General features: G+C 48.3%; 17 protein-coding genes and 1 other RNA gene. 13 read left to right on the top strand and 5 right to left on the bottom strand.

What is annotated here, in order from left to right:
* Positions 1–47: 47 nt before the first annotated feature.
* The 9 genes from EV209_RS05400 to EV209_RS05360 all read left to right on the top strand — a co-directional run bounded on the left by EV209_RS05400 (position 48) and on the right by EV209_RS05360 (position 11,678).
* Positions 48–428, top strand: a complete 381-nt coding sequence (locus tag EV209_RS05400) for a DUF1492 domain-containing protein (protein ID WP_165388817.1) — start codon at positions 48–50, stop codon at positions 426–428.
* Positions 429–505: 77 nt separating this feature from the next.
* Positions 506–768: signal recognition particle sRNA large type (gene ffs / locus EV209_RS05395), an RNA gene on the top strand.
* 204 nt (positions 769–972) lie between these two features.
* Entirely contained in the window at positions 973–2,985 is a 2,013-nt protein-coding gene (locus tag EV209_RS05390) for an FtsX-like permease family protein (protein ID WP_130433768.1), read from the top strand.
* Between the two features lie 237 nt (positions 2,986–3,222).
* On the top strand, positions 3,223–4,299 hold the full coding sequence (locus tag EV209_RS05385; RefSeq protein WP_243647500.1) for a 6-phosphofructokinase: 1,077 nt from the start codon (positions 3,223–3,225) through the stop codon (positions 4,297–4,299).
* Between the two features lie 59 nt (positions 4,300–4,358).
* Positions 4,359–5,975 (top strand): DNA polymerase III subunit gamma/tau, encoded by a 1,617-nt coding sequence (gene dnaX / locus EV209_RS05380; RefSeq protein ID WP_130434203.1) that lies wholly within the window; start codon positions 4,359–4,361, stop codon positions 5,973–5,975.
* 15 nt (positions 5,976–5,990) lie between these two features.
* On the top strand, positions 5,991–6,344 hold the full coding sequence (locus EV209_RS05375; protein ID WP_130433766.1) for a YbaB/EbfC family nucleoid-associated protein: 354 nt from the start codon (positions 5,991–5,993) through the stop codon (positions 6,342–6,344).
* Positions 6,344–6,943, top strand: coding sequence for a recombination mediator RecR (recR, locus tag EV209_RS05370; protein WP_130433764.1), 600 nt, complete (start codon positions 6,344–6,346; stop codon positions 6,941–6,943). Before EV209_RS05375 ends, recR begins: the two co-directional genes overlap by 1 nt.
* Before the next feature lie 27 nt (positions 6,944–6,970).
* Positions 6,971–8,365 (top strand): aminopeptidase, encoded by a 1,395-nt coding sequence (locus EV209_RS05365; protein WP_130433762.1) that lies wholly within the window; start codon positions 6,971–6,973, stop codon positions 8,363–8,365.
* Between the two features lie 1,267 nt (positions 8,366–9,632).
* Positions 9,633–11,678, top strand: a complete 2,046-nt coding sequence (locus EV209_RS05360; protein ID WP_130433760.1) for a tetratricopeptide repeat protein — start codon at positions 9,633–9,635, stop codon at positions 11,676–11,678.
* A 252-nt stretch (positions 11,679–11,930) separates the two neighbouring features.
* On the opposite strand, the gene EV209_RS05355 is transcribed toward EV209_RS05360, so the two are convergent.
* A complete protein-coding gene (locus EV209_RS05355; RefSeq protein ID WP_130433758.1) occupies positions 11,931–13,922 on the bottom strand; it encodes a 2-isopropylmalate synthase in 1,992 nt (663 codons plus the stop codon).
* Positions 13,923–14,136: 214 nt separating this feature from the next.
* On the opposite strand from EV209_RS05355, the gene EV209_RS05350 reads away from it, so the two are divergent.
* Complete coding sequence (locus EV209_RS05350; RefSeq protein WP_130433756.1) at positions 14,137–15,129, top strand: aldo/keto reductase; 993 nt, start codon at positions 14,137–14,139, stop codon at positions 15,127–15,129.
* On the opposite strand, the gene uxuA is transcribed toward EV209_RS05350, so the two are convergent.
* Positions 15,119–16,186, bottom strand: a complete 1,068-nt coding sequence (gene uxuA, locus EV209_RS05345; RefSeq protein WP_130433754.1) for a mannonate dehydratase — start codon at positions 16,184–16,186, stop codon at positions 15,119–15,121. The two genes, EV209_RS05350 and uxuA, sit on opposite strands and share 11 nt — an antisense overlap.
* Positions 16,187–16,323: 137 nt before the next feature.
* Between uxuA and EV209_RS05340 the strand changes: the two genes are divergently transcribed.
* Together EV209_RS05340 and EV209_RS05335 are read left to right on the top strand one after the other, a co-directional pair.
* The gene (locus EV209_RS05340; RefSeq protein ID WP_130433752.1) at positions 16,324–16,587 is read left to right on the top strand and encodes a cysteine-rich small domain-containing protein; all 264 of its coding nucleotides are present in this window, start codon (positions 16,324–16,326) and stop codon (positions 16,585–16,587) included.
* A gap of 1 nt (position 16,588) precedes the next feature.
* Complete coding sequence (locus EV209_RS05335) at positions 16,589–18,478, top strand: YgiQ family radical SAM protein (RefSeq protein WP_130433750.1); 1,890 nt, start codon at positions 16,589–16,591, stop codon at positions 18,476–18,478.
* 209 nt (positions 18,479–18,687) lie between these two features.
* Here EV209_RS05335 and EV209_RS16620 read toward each other — a convergent pair whose 3' ends face one another.
* From EV209_RS16620 to EV209_RS05320, 3 genes are read right to left on the bottom strand one after another with little or no spacing between them, the layout of a single operon-like run.
* On the bottom strand, positions 18,688–18,927 hold the full coding sequence (locus EV209_RS16620) for a hypothetical protein (protein ID WP_243647499.1): 240 nt from the start codon (positions 18,925–18,927) through the stop codon (positions 18,688–18,690).
* A 31-nt stretch (positions 18,928–18,958) separates the two neighbouring features.
* On the bottom strand, positions 18,959–19,375 hold the full coding sequence (locus tag EV209_RS05325) for a pyridoxamine 5'-phosphate oxidase family protein (protein WP_130433748.1): 417 nt from the start codon (positions 19,373–19,375) through the stop codon (positions 18,959–18,961).
* 20 nt (positions 19,376–19,395) lie between these two features.
* A complete protein-coding gene (locus tag EV209_RS05320) occupies positions 19,396–19,836 on the bottom strand; it encodes a MerR family transcriptional regulator (protein WP_130433746.1) in 441 nt (146 codons plus the stop codon).
* A gap of 145 nt (positions 19,837–19,981) precedes the next feature.
* On the opposite strand from EV209_RS05320, the gene EV209_RS05315 reads away from it, so the two are divergent.
* On the top strand, positions 19,982–20,959 hold the full coding sequence (locus EV209_RS05315) for an alpha/beta hydrolase (protein ID WP_130433744.1): 978 nt from the start codon (positions 19,982–19,984) through the stop codon (positions 20,957–20,959).
* Positions 20,960–20,976 lie beyond the last annotated feature (17 nt).

The raw sequence follows: 20,976 nt of genomic DNA, 5'->3' as shown, positions 1-20,976 counted from the left end.
TATACATTCGAAATATAAGAAAACAAATGTTCTGCACGGAGGAAGTCATGGAACAGGATATGGAGAGGAAAAAAGACATATTAAAAGGCTGCAGCCGTTATGACCAAGATATGAAGGTATTAGGAAAGCAGCTGGAAAAATTAGAGCAAGACAAGGATTTTCAGGATGGAAAATATAATTCTGCAGATTATTTAAGGACCTATCAAAAATTGAGGAGTGAGATAGAGAAAATACGGGAGCAAAAAATACATCAATACAGTGTAATATTCCAAAGCATAAACCGCCTTATAGATGAAAATGAAAAGCAGGTTCTCTACCTGCATTACATAGAAGGCATGACATGGGAACAGGTATGTACAGAAATGAACTACTGTTGGTGCCAGGTGCACAGATTCCACAGAAAGGCGTTGGGGAATTTATATATTTAACAACCAGTTCGGGAATCAGGCGATTGATGAAGCCCCTGATCTTGACAATCCAACATTTGTATAGTATACTAAAAAAACCGCGCAGCCGGGGAATTAGCGGAGCCTTGTACCTGCAACCCGCTACAGCAGGGGTGATATTCCGTCTGAGGGCTGCCTTCTGTGGGGCTGCCCCTGGTAAGTGGCGTTGAAGCCTGGGTCTTGCGCAACGGAAATCCATGAACCGTGTCAGGTCAGGAATGGAGCAGCACTAAGTGGAACCTTCCGTGTGCCGTGAGGTCGCCTGGGCAGAGTTAACTGCCAGGGTAACGCCTGTGGAAGCAGTTCGAAGCGGAATGCGCGGTAAAAAAGAAAAAGACAGAAGCTGTCTGCAGATGCGGAGGCTTCTTTTTTTGTTACATAGGAAACTGTGTTCTCTATGTAGCAAAACCCTCCGGGGAATAACCTTTCACTTTTGTAATGTTAGGAAGAAAAATGAAAGTCAAAGCAATGGCAGCCCCGGCGCTCCTCTGGTACAATATAGCCATAATGCAGGAGGGATGAAACGATGAGATTAAAAATAAACCTGAAAATGGCCTGGGAAGGCATGACGAAAAACAAAAAGACCTATCTGCCCTATCTGCTGACCTGCGCAGGGATGGTGATGATGTTCTATATCATATCTTTTCTGTGCGCAAGCAGCATTGTGGGAAAAATGCCCGGAGGAAGAACCATGCAGGGAATCCTCCAGCTGGGCCAGGGAGTGATAGGGATATTTGCAGCAATATTTTTATTTTATACAAACTCGTTTCTGGTGCGGGGAAGAAAAAAAGAATTCGGCCTGTACAATATTCTTGGGATGGGGAAAAAGAACCTGGGAGTGATACTGTTTTTGGAGACAGTGATCACAGCAGTATTTTCTCTGGGCACAGGACTGCTCAGCGGCATTTTATTTTCCAAAATATCTGAACTTTGCCTGGCGCATGTGCTGAAAGCAGAGATTGTTTTTGGGTTCAGCATATCCTTTGAATCCGTACAAAACACAGTGCTGATTTTCTGCATAATATTTTTCCTGATTTTTCTGAATGCGCTCCGCCAGATCCATCTGTCAAAGCCGGTGGAACTGCTGCACAGTGAAGTGTCAGGAGAAAAACCTCCTAAAGCCAACTGGATCGCAGCCGCGGCCGGAGGGCTTTTGCTGGCCGGAGCATATTATCTGGCAGTGACGATAGAAGAACCTCTCGCTGCAACCCTGATCTTTTTTGCGGCTGTAATCATGGTGATTGTGGCAACGTATCTGTTGTTTATGGCAGGTTCCGTGGTTTTATGCAGGATTCTTCAGAAGAATAAGCGCTATTATTATAAAGTAAACCATTTTATTCCTGTATCTTTTATGGCTTACAGAATGAAGAGGAACGGGGCCGGGCTGGCTTCCATCTGCATCCTGTCCACAATGGTACTGGTAATGATATCTTCTACGGCCTGCCTTTACATTGGCTCGGAAGACAGCCTGCGCAGCCGTTATCCCAGAAACATTGTGGTGGACGCCCTTACAGATGACCAGAATCATGCAGGTCTTGTCCGGGAGACGATATACGGTGTCCTTCAGGAGCGGGGCGCCGAGGCAGAGAACATTTTACATTACAGGTATTGGGGCAGCCCTGCCTATCTCACCGGCAATCTGCTTCAGTTTAATCATAAGGAGATGAATAATGTCCAGCTTTTATCCACCAGCGAGGTACGTCAGTTATTTATTATTCCGCTTGCTGATTATAATGCAGTGATGAAAACGGATATAGAACTGGAGGAAAATCAGGCCCTGATCCATACAACAAAGGGAGATTATCCCCATGCTGCAATTGAAATAGAGGGGGTGGGCGCAATAGAAGTGAAGAAGGCGGACGCAGGCTTTGTTGACAATGGAGCGGACGCCATGCAGATGGTTTCATCAATTTTTCTGTTTGTGCCGGATATGGAAAAAATAAAAAACAGTCTGCTGCAGGATGTGGGAGGAACAGTTCATGATTACTATGGTTTTGATCTGAAGGCCGAGGATGATGCGCAAAGAGAAATTTCCGGACTGATTCGGGACAGAATCAATCGCCTGAGTTTGGAACATACCGGATTTCCGCCGGTATCTGTAGAAGGAGCCGCGGAGGAAAGAGAAGAATTCTATGGCCTTTACGGCGGGCTGTTTTTCCTGGGAATTCTGCTGGGACTGGTATTTATCTGCGGAGCGGTTTTGATTATGTATTATAAGCAAATTATCGAAGGATATGAGGACCAGGCTAGATTTGAAATCCTTCAAAAGGCGGGCATGACAAAGAAAGAGATCAAAAAGAGCATTAATTCCCAGATCCTTACAGTGTTTTTCCTGCCGCTAGCGGCAGCCGGGATCCACGTTGCCTTTGCTTTCCCAATGATCTCCAGGATACTGCTGCTGTTCAATCTGGTCAATACCGGCCTTCTGATTGCAGTGACTGCGTGCTGTTATATGATTTTTGCTGTCTTTTATGTGGCGGTTTACCTGATGACCTCCCGCTCTTATTACCATATCATCAGCGGGATAAAAACAGACTGAAAGAGAGGAAAAAATGTACGGGATTTCCGGTGAACGCCGGAGGACGGGCACAGGATTTCAGATCATGCTTCTTGTCCTGATGTTTCCGGTATGGATTGTATTTACTGCAGCCAGTGTATTGATTGATGTGTTTTTCGGAAAAATACTTGCCTGCTTTCGGAGCTTGTTATATAATTGATACGTTGGGGAGATTTCCCTGCGTATCGGAATGACAGGGTTCCGGAAGGAGGACAATAGATGAGAATAGGTATGCTTACCAGCGGAGGAGATTGCCAGAGTCTGAACGCTACCATGCGGGGCGTGGCCAAAAGTCTCTACAATATGTTTGACGATGTGGAGATAATTGGATTTGAAGAAGGTTATAAGGGACTGATGTATGCGGATTACCGTATTATGAAGCCCAGCGACTTCTCCGGGATTCTTACTGAGGGAGGCACGATTCTGGGGACGTCCAGACAGCCCTTTAAGCTGATGCGCGTTCCGGATGAAAAAGGCCTGGACAAGGTGGAGGCCATGAAGGAGACATACCGGAAACTGCGGTTGGAATGCCTGGTGGTGCTGGGCGGCAACGGCAGCCAGAAAACTGCTAATCTGTTGTCCGAAGAGGGGCTGAATGTGATCGGCCTGCCCAAAACGATTGACAATGATCTGTGGGGAACAGACATGACCTTTGGCTTTCAGAGCGCAGTGAATATTGCCACAGATGCCATTGACTGCATCCATACCACGGCAGCTTCTCACGGCAGAGTGTTTATTGTAGAAGTCATGGGGCATAAGGTGGGGTGGCTTACACTGCACGCCGGGATTGCCGGCGGAGCGGATATCATCCTGATTCCGGAGATTCCATATGATATTAATATCGTGGCGGAGGCCATCAAGAAACGCGCCAAGGCAGGAAAGCGGTTTTCCATTCTGGCGGTGGCGGAAGGCGCTATTTCAAGAGAAAATGCCAGCCTGAGCAAAAAGGAACTGAAAGAAAAGAAGAAGAACAGCCCCGTGTATCCGTCCATCGCCTATGAGATCGGCGCAGAGATAGAGCAGCTGACAGGACAGGAGATCAGAGTGACGGTACCCGGACATATGCAGAGGGGCGGCAGCCCGTGTCCTTATGACAGAGTGCTGTCCAGCCGGCTTGGAGCATCAGCGGCGAAGATGATCGCGGATGAAAAATACGGCTATCTGGTGGGTATTAAAAATAATGATATCGTGAAAGTTCCGCTTTCTGACGTGGCGGGCAAACTGAAAACCGTATCCCCGGACGCTTCTATTATCAAAGAGGCCAAACGTATGGGGATCAGTTTTGGAGATGAATAATCAAAATGAAACAGGCCCCGGAGGCAGACGCCGCCGGGCTGTTTTCAGGAGGTGAATACATGGCTTATACGGCGCTGTACCGCAAATGGCGTCCGGATACCTTTGAAGCGGTCAAGGGCCAGGAGCATATTGTTACCACATTAAAAAACCAGATGAAGTCCGGGAGGATCGGCCACGCGTACCTGTTCTGCGGAACAAGGGGGACCGGCAAAACTACAGTGGCTAAAATTTTTGCCAGGGCAGTGAACTGCGAACATCCTGTGGATGGGAATCCCTGCAACGAATGTCCTGCTTGCAGGGCAATTCTTTCCGGATCTTCGATGAACGTGGTAGAGATTGACGCCGCGTCCAATAATGGCGTGGATAATATCAGAGAGATCCGGGATGAGGTGCGCTATTCTCCCACAGAAGGCAAATACCGCGTATACATCATTGACGAGGTGCACATGCTGTCGACGGGAGCGTTCAACGCTCTGCTGAAGACTTTGGAGGAGCCGCCTTCCTATGTGATTTTTATACTGGCGACCACGGAAGTCCATAAAATTCCGATCACAGTGCTGTCCAGATGCCAGCGGTATGATTTCAGGAGGATCGGCAGCGAGACTTTGTTCGCCCATCTGAAGCACCTGACGGAAGAAGAAGGGATCGAGGCAGAGGATAAAGCGCTGCGCTATGTAGCCAGGGCGGCGGACGGGTCCGCCAGAGATTCCCTGAGTCTGATGGAACAGTGCATTGCGTTCCATTATGGCGAAAAGCTGACCTATGAAAAAGTACTGGACATACTGGGAGCGGTGGACACGCAGGTATTCAGCCGTTTGCTTCGCTGCATCCTCTCCCGCGATGTGGCAGGCGCTATCCGGCTGCTGGATGAGGTGACAGTCCAGGGAAGGGAGCTGGTGCAGTTTGTCACAGATTTCACCTGGTATCTGCGCAATCTTCTGCTGCTGCAGACAACTGCAGAAGGGGAGGATGCCCTGGAAATGTCCGAAGAGAGCCTGAAAGCTCTGCGAGAAGAAGCGGAACAGGTGGATATTGATTCCCTGATCCGCTATATCAGGATCTGTTCTGAACTGATCGGCCAGGTGCGGTATGCCGCTGCAAAGCGGGTGCTGATTGAAATAGCGTTGATAAAATTGATGAAGCCTGCGATGGAACAGAATTTGGAAAGCCTGCAGGCCAGAGTGTCTGAACTGGAAGCCCGTCTGGACGGAGGGGAGACAGTGCAGCACAGCGCCGCCCGGCCCGGGAATACAGGCGTCGAGCCAGGCAAACAGGAACCGGCGTCAGGAGTTCCCCTAGAATCTGTTGCGGAGCAGCCAGCCGGACCGGTGGTGGAACTGACGGAGGCAGAATATGAGGATTATCAGCAGCTGATCCGGGAATGGGATCAGATCGTTGCAGGCCAGGGCAGGCTGATAGGCAGCCTGCTGCATGGAACCAGGCCAAGTTTTGAAGCAGGAAAGGGATTCTGCATTATTTTCAGAGACGGTTTTGCCTGTGAAATGATGCAGATACAAGAGCGACTGGAAGAATTTTCTAAATCGGTGTCCGAGAGATACGGACATAAATTTACATTCCAGGCAGTATTGTATGCCCAGGGGCAGCAGGAACCGTCCATTGTACGGGGCAGCAGACTGCCGGGAATAGAGATGGAAATACAGGAAGCAGAATCATAACAGGAGGTTTTAATCATGGCAAAAAGAGGCGGTTTTCCGGGCGGCATGCCGGGCAATATGAGCAATCTGATGAAGCAGGCGCAGCGCATGCAGAAGCAGATGGAAGAACAGCAGAAGGAAATGGAAGAAAAAGAATTTACGGCCAGCGCCGGCGGCGGAGCAGTGGAAGTGACTGTGACAGGAAAGAGAGAAGTGACTGCCGTGAAGCTGCAGGAGGAAGTTGTGGACCCAGAGGATATCGAAATGCTCCAGGATCTAATTGTGGCAGCGGTGAATGAAGCCCTTCGCAAGGTGGAAGAAGAGACAACAGCGAATATGAGCAAGCTGACCGGGGGCATGGGCGGCCTGGGCGGAGGCTTCCCGTTCTGATGGATTATTACAGCAGTCAAATCAGCAAGCTCATTGAGGAGCTGGGAAGGCTTCCGGGCATCGGAGCAAAATCCGCTCAGAGACTGGCATTTCATATTATCAGAATGCCCGAGGAGCAGGTGAAGCAGCTGGCAGGAGTTCTGGTAGAAGCGCGGAAAAATGTCCGTTACTGCAGCCAGTGCTGTACGCTCACGGATCAGGAGGTCTGCCCGATCTGCTCCAGCCCCCGCCGGGACCACAGCATGATCATGGTGGTAGAAACCCCCAGGGATCTGGCGGCTTATGAAAAAACAGGAAAATATGACGGCGTGTATCATGTGCTGCATGGAGCCATATCTCCCATGCTGGGCATCGGCCCGGGAGATATCCGCCTGAAAGAGCTGATGCAGCGGCTCCAGTCAGAAGAAGTAAAAGAAGTGATCATTGCAACAAATTCCAGCCTGGAGGGCGAGACTACAGCCATGTATATCAGCAAGCTGATCAAGCCCACAGGGATCAGAGTCTCACGGATTGCCAGCGGCGTACCGGTAGGAGGGGACCTGGAATACATTGACGAGGTGACACTGCTGCGGGCCCTGGAGGGGCGTGTGGAATTGTGAAGCCGCAGAGAAAGCGAGGAAATACACATGACAGAAGAAAAGAAAGAAAAATTGAGCGGCAGCCTGGTCTGGAAGCAGCCTAATATCGGGGACGCCGCACCGGAACAGATAGAAGCCGCGCAGGATTTCTGCGAAGGCTATAAGGCATTTTTAGATGCCGGTAAAACAGAAAGAGAATGCGTGAAAGCGGCAGTGGCAATTCTGAATCAGGCGGGCTATGTGCCTTTTGATCCGGAAAAAAAATATCAGGCCGGGGATAAAATTTATCAGGTGAACAGAGGAAAGGCTCTGATAGCCGCCACAATTGGACAGAAACCAGTGGACGAAGGGGTGCGGCTGAACATTGCGCACATTGACTCTCCCAGGCTGGATCTGAAGCCCAATCCGCTGTACGAGAGCGGAGAGCTGTCCCTGTTTAAAACGCATTATTACGGCGGTATTCGGAAATACCAGTGGGCCGCAATCCCTTTAGCCATGCATGGCGTGGTAATTAAAAAGGGCGGGGAAACTGTAGAGATCCATATCGGCGACAAGCCTGGCGACCCGGTATTCTGTGTAACCGACCTGCTGCCCCATCTGGGCGGAGAGCAGTCCCAGAGAAAACTGTCAGAAGGCATCAAGGGAGAAGAACTGAACGTAGTGGCAGGCTCTCTGCCCTATCAGGATAAGGACGAGGAAAGCCGCATTAAGCTTCAGGTTCTGTCTTTGCTGAACCAGCAGTATGGTATAACAGAACGGGATTTTCAGAAAGCTGAAATTGAAATTGTGCCTGCATATCCGGCAGTGGATGTGGGTCTGGACCGCAGCCTGATCGGCGCTTACGGTCAGGATGACCGTGTGTGCGCATATACCGCGCTGATGGCGGAAAAAGAATGTGTAAATCCGGCATATACCAGCATCTGTGTGCTGACAGACAAAGAGGAAATCGGTTCTGTAGGGAATACGGGTCTGGACTCAGATTACGTATTCCACTTTATGGGATATCTGGCAGAGATGCAGGGTGTAAATGAAAAGACCATGCTGCGAAATACCAAGTGCCTGTCGGCAGACGTGAACGCGGCGTATGATCCCACTTTTGGATCTGTCTATGAACCTGGAAATTCCTGCTATATGAATAAGGGATGCGTGCTGACCAAGTACACGGGCAGCCGCGGCAAAGGAGGCAGCTCTGATGCCAGCGCGGAATTTATTTCTTATGTGGCAGATATTTTTGATAAAGAAAATGTTTATTGGCAGACCGGAGAACTGGGCGCAGTGGATGCCGGCGGCGGAGGAACAGTGGCTCTGTATGTGGCCCGCCACAATATAGACGTAGTGGACCTGGGCGTGCCCATTCTGTCCATGCACTCGCCCTTTGAGCTGGCATCCAAGCTGGATGTTTACAATACATATGCGGCGTTTGGCGCGTTCCTGAAATATTAAGAAGAATAAAAGACAACGGTCCCCGGCCTTTTCCGAGCAGTAATGCAGGAGAAGGCCGGGGAAGTTCTTGAAAAATATTTTTAAATTCAGCGCAATTCAAAATATTTAAAAAACTGTTTTGTTTTCATAATAACCATGAATATTAAAACAATTATAAAAATTTAAACAATTAAAACAGTTTAAACGTCGAAAAAATTAAAAATATTTCAAAAAACCTATTGACAGAGGAAAAAAAATATGATATTCTTTAACCAGAAACAAAGAACAAAAGGAATACAGAAAAACGTCAGAGGTGACGAGAAAGCTTCTGAAACGAATCTGGCCAGTAAAAGAAAAGGAGGTCGAGTCCACTGGATATATTCGAAGGGTCTATGGAACATCAGTATCCGCAGTGCAAGGCTGTATCCTGTGAAGCAGGCCTTATGAGAGGCCGCAGATAAGTAGCCGAGAATCAGTCGATGATAAGCATTCGGAGCAGATGCGTCGGACATGTGAGTGGCAGTACGCACTGCAGATATTGATGAATTCCCAAAAACCATAGATGCCCGAAAGGGACAGGAGCAGAAATCCATCAAAGAACTCCTGAGGGGACAAATTCCGTAAGGAAGTATCCGGACAGGAAAAATGCAGGATGGAATACCTGAAAACCAGTTGCAGTAAAATGAAAGAAACTGATTAGAGCAGTAACAGATGTGTTGTTTGACAATCAAATCAGTTGAAGTAATTTGAAATACAACGATTGTAACAAGCGTGATGACAGGAAATCGACAGTGGGAAGAAGATCGTTTTAAGGCAGCATAGTAAATGCTATTTTGGAAGGGTATATATCCGGGCGGGAGGAGGATCCGCAGGAACGAAACTGTTGAGAGTACAGAGAAAGGGATAGGCCGTTGGGTTTAGAACTTACCTGAAAAGCAGGAAATCACATAAGCAGGCTCCGAGATAAAATATAAATAAAAACTGAATACAAAACAATAAGCTAAGGCGGTTGGAGATATTTCCAGCCGCCTTTTTAAGGTGCTGAAGCGAGCCTGCCCGGTTTACTGAAATGAGATTTTCTAATTGTATGTAAAAGAGATAAAACAGTAATAGAAATTCACACATTCTGACGGGAAGAAAAGAAAATAAGGTAAAAATTGTAAAAAAATGGTGAATCAAGGCTTTTCTTGCGTTTATCTTTGACATTAAATGTAGATTGTGTTACACTGGAAATATTCAATAATAGCGGGAATATGCGCAATTGCAGAGCGAGCATGAGGTGGACACAATGGATAAATATGAATACAGGCTGAAAACAGATCAGATGAAAAAGCTGGCGGACAAAAAGGATACCTTTTCTGCGATAAAAGTGGCCGACACCATTGATTGGCGGAAGGTGCGTGATGTGAAGACTCTGACTTCCGCTGCTGAGGTTTATGTGGCGAACGGCAGATATGATACTGCTATTGATTTGCTGCTCCAGGCTTACGAATATGCTCCGATCGGGAGAAGAATTATGTATCGGCTGACGGAAATTGCCATAGAAGCGGGGAATTTTCAGGATGCCAGGAGCTACTACGAAGAATTTCAGGAGATTGCGCCTCATGATCTGGGACAGTACATTCTGCGGTATCAGTTGGAAAAGGCGAAAGGCGCGCCTGTTGAAGAACTGATCCAAATTCTTGAGGAGTACAGAGTTCAGGATTTTGATGAGAGATGGTCTTATGAGCTTGCTGAGCTGTATCATAAGGCAGGCCGCAGGGAAGACTGCGTGAAACTGTGTGATGATATCATTTTATGGTTCAGCCTTGGCAAGTATGTGGAAAAAGCAATGAAGCTGAAGATGGTGTATGAACCATTGACCGCCAGCCAGAAAGAAAAGGCTGAGAATCAGACAAAATATGCGGAGAAGCTTCGGAAGATTCAGGAGGCTTCTGAGTTTACAGGGAGAAAAGAGGACGCAGCTCCGGCGGCTCCCGCAAACCAGGCAGCGGAAGAAGCGGCTGAAGAGAGCGTGCGGGTCTGGGCAGAACGCGAGGAGGAAGTGGCAACAGCCAAGACAGTAGGAGAACTGGAAGTGGTGAAGGCTGAACCAGCCCGCCAGGAAACAGTTCAGGAAGAACAGGAGCCGGTGGTCAGAATGCCGAAGCCGCCAGTTTTAGCAAGAGAACCAGTGAAGGAGGAGACAGTGGCAGCTCCCGCACAGAATCGGCAGAACAGAGATACAGAGCATACGTTTTTGGATGTGAAGCTGGAGCCGTATACCCATCAGTTTATAGATGGGGCAGGCGAGAAAATCCACGTAAAATCTCTGGATGAAGAAATGCAGAGAAGTGAGTCTGAAACAACCAGCCAGGCTGTTTCCAGAGAAGATCTGGGAGCTGCCAGCCTGAAGCAGAGCACTACCTGGGTTAAGGAGGCTGGGGAAGAAGCAAGGGCCGCCATATTGGAAGGGTTTGAAGCAGAACCTCAGGTTACCGTAGAAGGGGCAGGGATAGCGGAAGAACCGGTATACAGAAACGATTCCGATACGTTACATGATTTTGAAGAAAACATCAGGAGTACGCTGAAAAAAATCGCATCAGAGCCTGAAGCGGCAGATGAAGTAAAAGTGCCTGCAGTTGAAAGTGAGCCTAAAGAGAGAAGTACGGGTTCAGTGGAAGCGGCAGAGAAAACCTATGAAAGAGCCCGCACTCAGTTGAAGAGCTGGAACTTTCTGGTAACTGCCAGAGATGAACAGGCAGGCTTTGATCTGGCGGTGGCGAAGCTGAAATCAATGCCCAAAGAAGAAACTGGTAGGCCTTCCAAGGTAGCGAGGATTGATGGCGAGAAATTAAATAAGCGGGGAATCCTGGCTGTACTGGATAAACTGAGGGATAAAGTTCTGATTGTGGATCATGCAGGAAAGCTTCTGGATTCGATATTAGAGGAACTGGAAAAGGTAGTCAATGATCCTGAAATAAATATTATGGTGGTGCTGATTGACACCCCCAAAGAGATTGACAATCTGATGAATTACAGCGTGCTGCTGTCTTCCAGATTCCCCAACAGATATGACTGCGATGCAGTTACTGCTGATGAGCTGGCTGAATATGCCCTTCAATATGCGGACGAGCAGGAATGTGTGCTGGATGATGTTGCTGTGCTGGCACTGTATGTAAAGATTGACGAGATCATGCAGAACCCGGATGGCCAGGAAAAAGAACACGTTCAGGAGATCATGGATGAGGCGATTGACCGCGCGGAACATAGAGGAGGGCTTTTCCGGGGGCTGTTTGGCAATAAACTGGATGAGCAGGGGCGTCTGGTCCTGAAAGAGGATCATTTTAAATAGGCGGTTCGTATAAGTAATTATTGGCGATAGAGCGGAGAGACTCTGTCGCCTTATTTTATTTAACAGACAGACACGCAGTAGGCAGCCTTCTGCCTGACGGCTTTAATAGGGCATGCAGGAGCCTGGCCTGCAGCTGCACTGTGTTTCTTTGCAGCAGCAATGATTCGGGAGCGCAGATAAAAACCCCAGGAGAATAAAATTCTAAGTCCTCCTGGGGTGATTTGCCTCAAATGAATGCGCTCCTGTCCAATATCATTTCTGGTTGCGGTACTGAAGGGGGGTCAGGCCATAAGCTTTTTTAAATTGGCGGTTAAAATGCTCTACGTTCTGATATCCCACCGACGAAGCCACATTCTCAACAGCAATGCTGCCGTTTTTCAAAATTTTTGCGGCCTGCTCCAGCCGGATTTCTTTCACATGGTCTCCAAAGGTTTTTCCGGTCTGATCCTTGATGTATTTGGACAGATAGGGTTTGGAGAGGAAGTATTTCTGAGATAACTCATCCAGTGATACAGTCAGGTAATTCGTGTGGATGTAATTCAATATATCTGTAATCCGCTCATTTTTTTCTTCTGTACCCTTGGACATTGCCTCCAGCTGGTTCACGGCGGATACCAGGGCGTTGATAGAGGAATTGATGATATCTTCTGCAATGCCCACTCCCCAGTACTGGCGGTCCATGCCCAGGATTCCTACATAAGTCACTGCTTTGGAGGAGGAGCCTGTGGTCAGAGAGTGCTCTTCATAGGTAGTCAGTTCATAGCTGATTCCAAAATAATTTTTGATAGCCACGCTCACCGCATCCAGACGCCCGTTTCCGTTTCCTACTATCACACGGCTTTTGCCGGCGTGCTGAATGGTGACAGAGACCTGGATTCCATCCGGCTGCTGTTTAAAATGGCATTCCGGAACCTGGAAAATATCGCTGCGGTTAATATATTTGTCTGAAAAAATCTGGTATACCCAATCGGGAGACAGTTCTTTATGTTCCTTGTCGGAAACTCCTTTTACAGTATAACCTACCTGCTCCTTCATTTTTTCCGGCAGGGACAGGCCAAAATTCTGCTTCAGGATATAGGCTACGCCGCCCTTTCCGGACTGGCTGTTAATGCGGATCACATCTGAACCGTATTCCCGCCCCACATCTTCCGGATCAATCGGCAGATATGGCACGGTCCAGGTTTTGCACTTCTTTTCCTCTCTCCAGTTCATGCCTTTCGCAATGGCGTCCTGATGGGATCCCGAAAATGCTGTGAAGACCAGTTCCCCCGCATAAGGCTGGCGCATGCCCACCTTCATGCCGGTGAGCCGTTCATAAATGGAAACGATCTCAGGCATGTTGGAGAAATCCAGTTCGGGGTCCACGCCGTGAGAGAACATATTCATTGCCATGGTGATAATATCCATATTTCCGGTGCGTTCGCCGTTACCAAAGAGAGTGCCTTCGATCCTGTCCGCGCCGGCCAGAACGCCCAGCTCGCCGTCAGCCACGCCGGTTCCCCGGTCATTGTGGGGATGAAGGGAAAGCATCACTGCATCCCGGTACTTCAGATGTTTGCTCACATATTCCACCTGGGTGGCAAATACATGGGGCATGGCACATTCCACAGTGGCGGGTATATTGATGATGGCTTTATTCGCTTTTGTGGGTTTCCATATATCCAGGACAGCATTGCAGACATCCACGGCATAATCCACTTCTGTTCCATGGAAGCTTTCGGGGCTGTATTCAAAAGAGAAGTTTCCGCCATCTTCCTCTGCCAGCTCTTTGAGCAAAACAGCTCCGTCAGTGGCAATTTTTTTAATTTCTTCCTTACTCTTTCGGAAGACCTGTTCACGCTGCGCCACAGAGGTGGAGTTATAAAGGTGAATGACAGCATGGGGTGCGCCTTTTACAGCCTCGAAGGTCTTTCGGATAATATGCTCTCTGGCCTGGGTGAGGACCTGAACAGTAACATCATCCGGGATCAGATGATTTTCGATCAGGGTGCGCAGAAAACGGTATTCTGTATCTGAGGCAGCCGGAAAACCTACTTCAATTTCCTTAAATCCGATATCCACCAGAAGCTGAAAGAATTCCAGCTTCTCATCCAGGCTCATGGGTTCGATCAGGGCCTGATTGCCGTCGCGCAGGTCCACGCTGCACCAGGCAGGAGCACGGTCAATAGAATCCTTTTTTACCCAGTCATATGTAATTTCAGGGGGCATATAATAAAGCTTTTCATAATTATTGTAATTTTTCATATGTGGTCTCCTTTAAAGTGATGTTAAAATAGATTCTAACACGATTTGACCAGAAAGAAAAGGGATAAAATTAATCAGTTTTATTGATCTTTTTTAACATTCAAATAAAAATTGCTCTTATAGCAGAAAAATAGATGCATATGGTTTAGAAACAGCTTGCATGGAAACCGTGTTTCCTTTATGATGGAAGAAAACAGAAGAAAGGACTGAGCCAATGTACCAGGCAGATGAAAATAGATATAAAACCATGAAATATAACAGGTGCGGCGCCAGCGGGCTGAAGCTTCCGGCCGTGTCTCTGGGTCTGTGGCACAATTTTGGAAGCAGGGATTGCTATGACAATATGAAGGAAATGTGTGAGACAGCGTTTGACGCAGGAATTACGCATTTCGATCTGGCCAATAATTATGGCCCCGTACCGGGGAGCGCTGAGGAAAACTTCGGGAAGATTCTGAAAGACAGCCTGGCCCCTTACAGGGATGAGCTGGTGATTTCTACTAAGGCAGGGTATGAAATGTGGGATGGCCCTTATGGCAACTGGGGTTCCAGAAAATACCTGACCGCCAGCCTGGATCAGAGCCTGCGGCGGATGGGGCTGGATTATGTGGATATTTTCTATCATCACAGGCCCGACCCGGAAACGCCTCTGGAGGAAACCATGCTGGCCCTGGACGCTGCGGTGCGCAGCGGAAAGGCGCTTTATGCGGGAATTTCCAATTATAACCGGGAGCAGACGGAGTCGGCAGTGAAAATACTGCGGGAACTGAGGACCCCTTTTATTATCAATCAGCGCAAGTATTCAATGTTTGAGCGGAATATTGAAGAGGACGGCCTGAAGGGCTGGGCTGCTTCCAACGGACTGGGCATCATTGCATTTTGCCCCCTGGCGCAGGGGCTTTTGACGGACAAATATCTGAATGGGATTCCGTCGGACAGCAGGATCATGCGGGACGGCCGTTTCCTCAAAGAAGGGGACGTTACTTTGGCGCGTTTGGAGCAGATCCGGGCGCTGAATGAAGTGGCGGCCGGCAGAGGGCAGAGCATGGCCCAAATGGCGCTTTCCTGGGTCCTTCGGGACGGAGAGGTGACCAGCGTGCTGATCGGCGCATCAAGGCCTGCTCAGATTCTGGAAAATATAAAAATAACCGCCGCTCCTGCTTTTACTGCAGAAGAGCTGGACACGATTGAAAAAATTCTCAGGAATTAGCTTTGAGGATCGCTTCCCAGAGACCATTTAAATAGGCGGCGCCCAGGGCCCGGTCATACAGGCCGTATCCCGGCATTGCAGCCTCATTCCAGATCATCCGTCCGTGATCCGGGCGCACAGGCCCCTGAAAACCGATCTCATATAGCGCTTTCATGATTTCGTACATATCGAAGCTGCCGTCTGAAGAGAGATGGGCAGCTTCTTCAAAATCTCCCGGGCAGTTGTGGCGTAGATTGCGCACATGGGCAAAATGGATGCGGCCTTTCAGCGCGCGGATCATGCCGGGAAGATCGTTGTCCGGATTGCTTCCGTAGGAACCGGCGCAGAATGTGACTCCGTTGTGGGGATTATCCACCATCTTCATCAGCCGCTGCAGGTTTGGCAGGCTGGTGATGATGCGGGGCAGCCCGAATACGCTCCAGGCCGGGTCGTCCGGGTGAATGGCCATATTGATGTCATATTGATCGCAGACAGGCATGATGGCTTCCAGAAAGTATTTCAGGTTGAGGAACAGCTTTTCTTCATCCACATCTGCATACATGGCGAACAGCTCTTTTACCCGCGCCATCCGTTCCGGTTCCCAGCCGGGCAGCACAAAGCCGTTGGATTCTTCGGAGAGAGAGTCAAACATGGCAGATGGGTCCGCCCGGTCGATATCTTCCTGGCGATATGCCAGGACAGTGGAACCGTCAGGCCGGACCCTGGCCAGTTCGGATCTGGTCCAGTCAAAGACAGGCATAAAATTATAGCATACCAGGCGGATACCCTCTTGCCCCAGACGTTCAAGGGTCTTAATATAATTGTCAATATACATGTCCCGGTCGGGAGAACCGATTTTAATGGAATCGTGAATATTCACGCTCTCAATCCCGGAAATGTGCAGCCCGGAAGCCGTGACTTCGTCTTTTAAAGCCCCAATGGCTTCTGCACTCCACAGTTCGCCTGGGGCGGTTTCATAAAGCGTGGTAATCACGCCGGTAACGCCCGGGATCTGCCGGATTTGTTTCAGTGTTACAGAATCGGATTTGCTGCCAAACCAGCGGAATGTCATTTCCATAAGAAGCCCTCGCTTATCTAAAAATTTTACCAAACGATATTTATTCTGATTATACCTGACCCGGCAGCTTCTGGAAAGATTAAGATTTGCTTGAAGCATTGCAAATATTGCTGTAAAATAGACAGAAGGAGGCTGAAATGCAAAACAGTTACTCATATTACTGCAACATGGCCTGTCAGTATTTCCCATGCCATAAGGGCCTGGAAGGCGAAGATTTCAACTGCCTTTTCTGTTACTGTCCGCTGTATGCGTTGGGCGACAGTTGCGGAGGAGATTTTAGCTATCTGAAAAACGGAATCAAAGACTGCAGCGCCTGCCTATTTCCGCACAGGCCGGAGAATTACGAGGAGATTGTCCGGCGGTTTGGGGAGATTGCGGCGCTGGCTAAGAAAAGAGAATAAAATGAATCAGGACTTTTTACCGATCAGCCGGGCGGATATGGAAGCCAGAGGCTGGGAACAGGTGGATTTTGCATATGTGACAGGGGATGCCTATGTGGACCATCCCTCTTTTGGCACGGCCATCATCAGCCGTGTGCTGGAAGCCCATGGATATAAAGTGGGGATTATCCCTCAGCCGGACTGGAAGGACGAAAGGAGCGTTCAGGTATTCGGACGTCCCCGGCTGGGATTTCTGGTTTCTTCCGGCAACATGGACTCTATGGTGAACCACTACAGCGTATCTAAAAAAAGGCGGCAGACTGACGCTTATACTCCAGGGGGAGTGACCGGAAAACGCCCGGACTACGCGGTGACAGTGTATTGTAATTTGCTGCGGAGGGTTTATGGGCAGGTGCCTGTGATCATCGGAGGAATTGAGGCAAGCCTGCGCAGGCTTGCTCATTACGACTACTGGTCCGACAGCCTGAAGCGGTCTGTCCTGCTGGATTCACAGGCAGATCTGATTTCTTATGGGATGGGAGAGCGGTCTATCATAGAGATTGCGGAGGCGCTGGACGCCGGAATTGACATAAAAGATATTACTTTTATTGACGGGACAGTTTTCAGGGCCAGTACACTGGAAAACGTATATGATTACGAGCTGCTTCCTTCTTATGATGTAATAAAAGCGGATAAGAGAAAATTTGCGGAAAGCTTTTATACACAATACAGCAATACGGACCCCTTTTCAGGAAAACGCCTGGCTGAACCTTATGGAAAGCATCTTTTTGTGGTTCAGAATCCGGCGGCCAGGCCGCTGACGCAAATAGAAATGGATGATGTTTACGCCCTGCCTTACGCAAGGACATACCATCCTGTGTATGAGGCAGCGGGGGGGATTCCGGCGATCCGGGAAGTGAAGTTCAGCCTGGTGAGCAACAGGGGGTGCTTCGGCGGCTGCAGCTTCTGCGCGCTGACTTTTCATCAGGGAAGGATTGTGCAGACCAGAAGCCATGAATCAATTCTGGAAGAAGCTGCCCTGATGACGGAGGATAAAGATTTTAAGGGCTATATCCATGATGTGGGAGGCCCCACCGCCAATTTCCGCCATCCGTCCTGTAAAAAACAGATGGAAAAGGGCGTATGTCCCGGGCGGCAGTGCCTTTTTCCCAAACCCTGTAAAAATCTTCTGGTGGATCACCAGGATTATCTGCAGCTGCTGCGCAGGCTGAGGGCCCTGCCAAAGGTGAAAAAGGTCTTTATCCGTTCTGGCATCCGTTTTGACTATGTGATGGCGGACCAGGACGATACATTTTTGCGGGAGCTGTGCAGGCATCATGTCAGCGGCCAGCTGAAAGTGGCGCCGGAGCATGTGGCGCCGGGAGTGCTGTCCAGGATGGGAAAGCCGGAGAACAGTGTTTATCAGGCTTTTGTGAAAAAATATCAGAAGGTGAATGAGCAGCTGGGGATGAAGCAGTACCTCGTCCCATACTTGATGTCTTCCCACCCGGGGTCCACGCTGAAAGAGGCGGTGGAGCTTGCGGAATATCTCCGGGATCTGGGCTATATGCCGGAACAGGTGCAGGATTTTTATCCTACGCCCTCCACAATTTCCACGTGTATGTATTACACCGGACTTGACCCCAGGACCATGGAGCCGGTATACGTGCCGAAAAACCCCCATGAAAAGGCCATGCAGCGGGCGCTGATTCAGTACAGGAATCCCAAACTGTATGACCTGGTGAAGGAAGCTTTGATCAAAGCGGGACGTCAGGACTTGATCGGATTTGACAGCCGCTGCCTGATCCGGCCCAGGCAGCTTTCTGGGGAAAAAAGGAGCGGAGAAAAACCGCAGGCAGACAGGCGCAGAGCCGGAAGCCGAAACCGGAAGAGACAAAAACCAGGAAGGTGATTTTGGCTCTGCTGCCCCTAACAGGAGTCAAAGCTTTCTTGCTTTGAAGCATACGGATATGGGAAGCATTTTTGCCTTTTTTGTTTTATCGCTGTTATCTTCAGCAGATTCCATAGTTTTTTGGTCCGTCTGCTCAATCATCTGCTCAATGACAAAGCCTGCCTTGGCTAACGCATTTACGTATGTTGATATTTTCCTGTTGCATAAAATTATCTCGCTTCCACTCCCCACAACTCAGCGGCGTTCCTGTCCGCATGGTATTTTAAGGAATGCCCGCTGCCGCAGCAGATTTCCAGCATTTTTTTGTCGGAAACGTCTCCAAATAGATGCAGGTCGTCCTCTGTGACAAATTTTACTCCGTATGTAGGAAGCGCAGTTGTTCCAAACCATAAATCCGCATTTTCGTTCCAATATGTTTTATTTGTTTTTATAATTTCTTCCTTCTGCATAAAAACCCCTTCTGATTTCTTCTAAGTTGTACTAAAACGCATACTTTGTTCCATGTGAAAGCAACATTCCGTCTGTTAATTCTATACATAAAATTATGGTGTTTTTATCATCAAAGTCATTATGCCCATTGTCAATCCATTCGGCGAAGACATTTTTCAATTTATCAGCAATCATTTTATTTTCTTCTTTTCCGAAATAACCTAAGTTGACACCCTTTCCATGTGCGGTAAACCACTCACTGGCTATCGCGGCAATGGTATTGTTTTGTATATGTTTGATCTTATTAGAATGTGCGTGTGTAATGATATAAAATGCGCCATTCTCATAATAAGCATTTACATACCGCACATACGGTACTCCATTTTCTGCAGTTGCCATGGCAAGAACAGTGTCTTTTCCAAAACGTTTAATCATTATTTTTTCAGCTTCTTGGCTTAATTTTATCATAGGGTTCTCTCCTTAGAGTTTTAATCCTGGTGGGCGTGGTTGTACAGAACCTGTATTTTTGGGGGCAGTTTATCCGGCAGCATCTGGTTCAGGCGGTCTTCGTTTCCGTCGGCGATTGCCTGTTCATAATACCAGCACTTGAACCGGATCATGTCTAAAGTTTTCTGCATCTGCTCAATCTCAGCTTCCATTAACTTCTTCTGCTGCAAAAAGAATTCATATCTCAGGGGATAGGTAGAACTTCCCTGAGAACACCATTCCATGAATTTTTTGATATCCTTAATTTCCGTACCGGATTTTTTCATGCATTCAATAACCCGCAATGCTTCCAGCTCTTTTTCGGAAAATTTCCGGATGCCGGAACTGCGCTCCATATCCGGAAACAGGCCTTCTCTGTCATAATAGCGCAGAGTAGAGACGGGCAGACCGAACATTTTTGATACTTGTCCTATTGTATACATATCAGACTCCTCCTTTGTTAAAATCTTTCAAATAACTATTGACCTGAAGTCAGGTTTATGTCCTACAATGAAATTATCACAGAAGGGCTGCAAAGTCAATGTGCAATTCAAGAACAATATTCAGCAGTTTTCAGGAGGAAAAATCATGGAGCAGGAAAAATTAATTTTAACAGAAGAGTGGGATAAGACTTTTTCGAAAAGTGATAAGGTGGATCACAGTAAGGTGACGTTTCATAACCGTTACGGCATCATGCTCGCAGCAGACCTATATGTACCTAAAAATGCAAATAAAAAACTTCCGGCTGTCGCAGTGTGCGGTCCCTTTGGCGCGGTAAAAGAACAGGCATCCGGCCTGTATGCACAGGCAATGGCGGGGAGGGGATTTTTGACAATTGCTTTTGACCCTTCCTTTACCGGTGAAAGCGGGGGCCAGCCCCGGTACATGGCTTCTCCTGATATAAATTCAGAAGATTTTCAGGCTGCTGTTGATTTTCTTTCTGTGCAGGAAAAGGTGGATCCGGGGAGAGTCGGCGTGATCGGAATCTGCGGCTGGGGAGGCATGGCGCTGAACGCTGCCGCTTTGGATACCAGAATCAAGGCCGCTGTTGCAGCTACGATGTACGATATGGCGCGGGTGAATGCAAAAGGGTATTTTGATTCTGAAGACAGCGCGGAGATGCGTCATGAGAAAAGAAAGGCCATCAGCGCGCAGAGAACACTGGATTATAGAAACGGCTTCTATGCCTTGGGCGGCGGTGTAGCAGATCCGGTGCCGGAGGACGCGCCATTTTTTGTAAAAGATTATTACGATTACTATAAGACAGCCCGAGGCTATCATGTAAGATCTTTGAATTCCAACAGCGGATGGAATGTGACTGGTTGCCAATCATTCCTGAATATGCCGATTTTACAGTATGCTTCTGAAATCCGCAGCGCCGTTCTTTTGATTCACGGAGAAAAGGCACATTCTTGTTATTTTAGCAGAGATGTATACCGGCAGCTTACAGGAGGAAACAAGGAACTGATGATAATTCCGGATGCTGTGCATACAGACTTATATGACAGAATGGATGTAATTCCCTTTGACAAGATGGCGGAGTTTTTTCTGGAATATTTGAGATAAGATCATTTGGAGGGAGG

This window comes from Cuneatibacter caecimuris, from assembly GCF_004216775.1.
Lineage (GTDB): Bacteria > Bacillota > Clostridia > Lachnospirales > Lachnospiraceae > Cuneatibacter > Cuneatibacter caecimuris.
The sequence above is the reverse complement of the archived record's forward strand: the minus strand, read 5'-3'. Positions and strand labels throughout refer to the sequence as shown.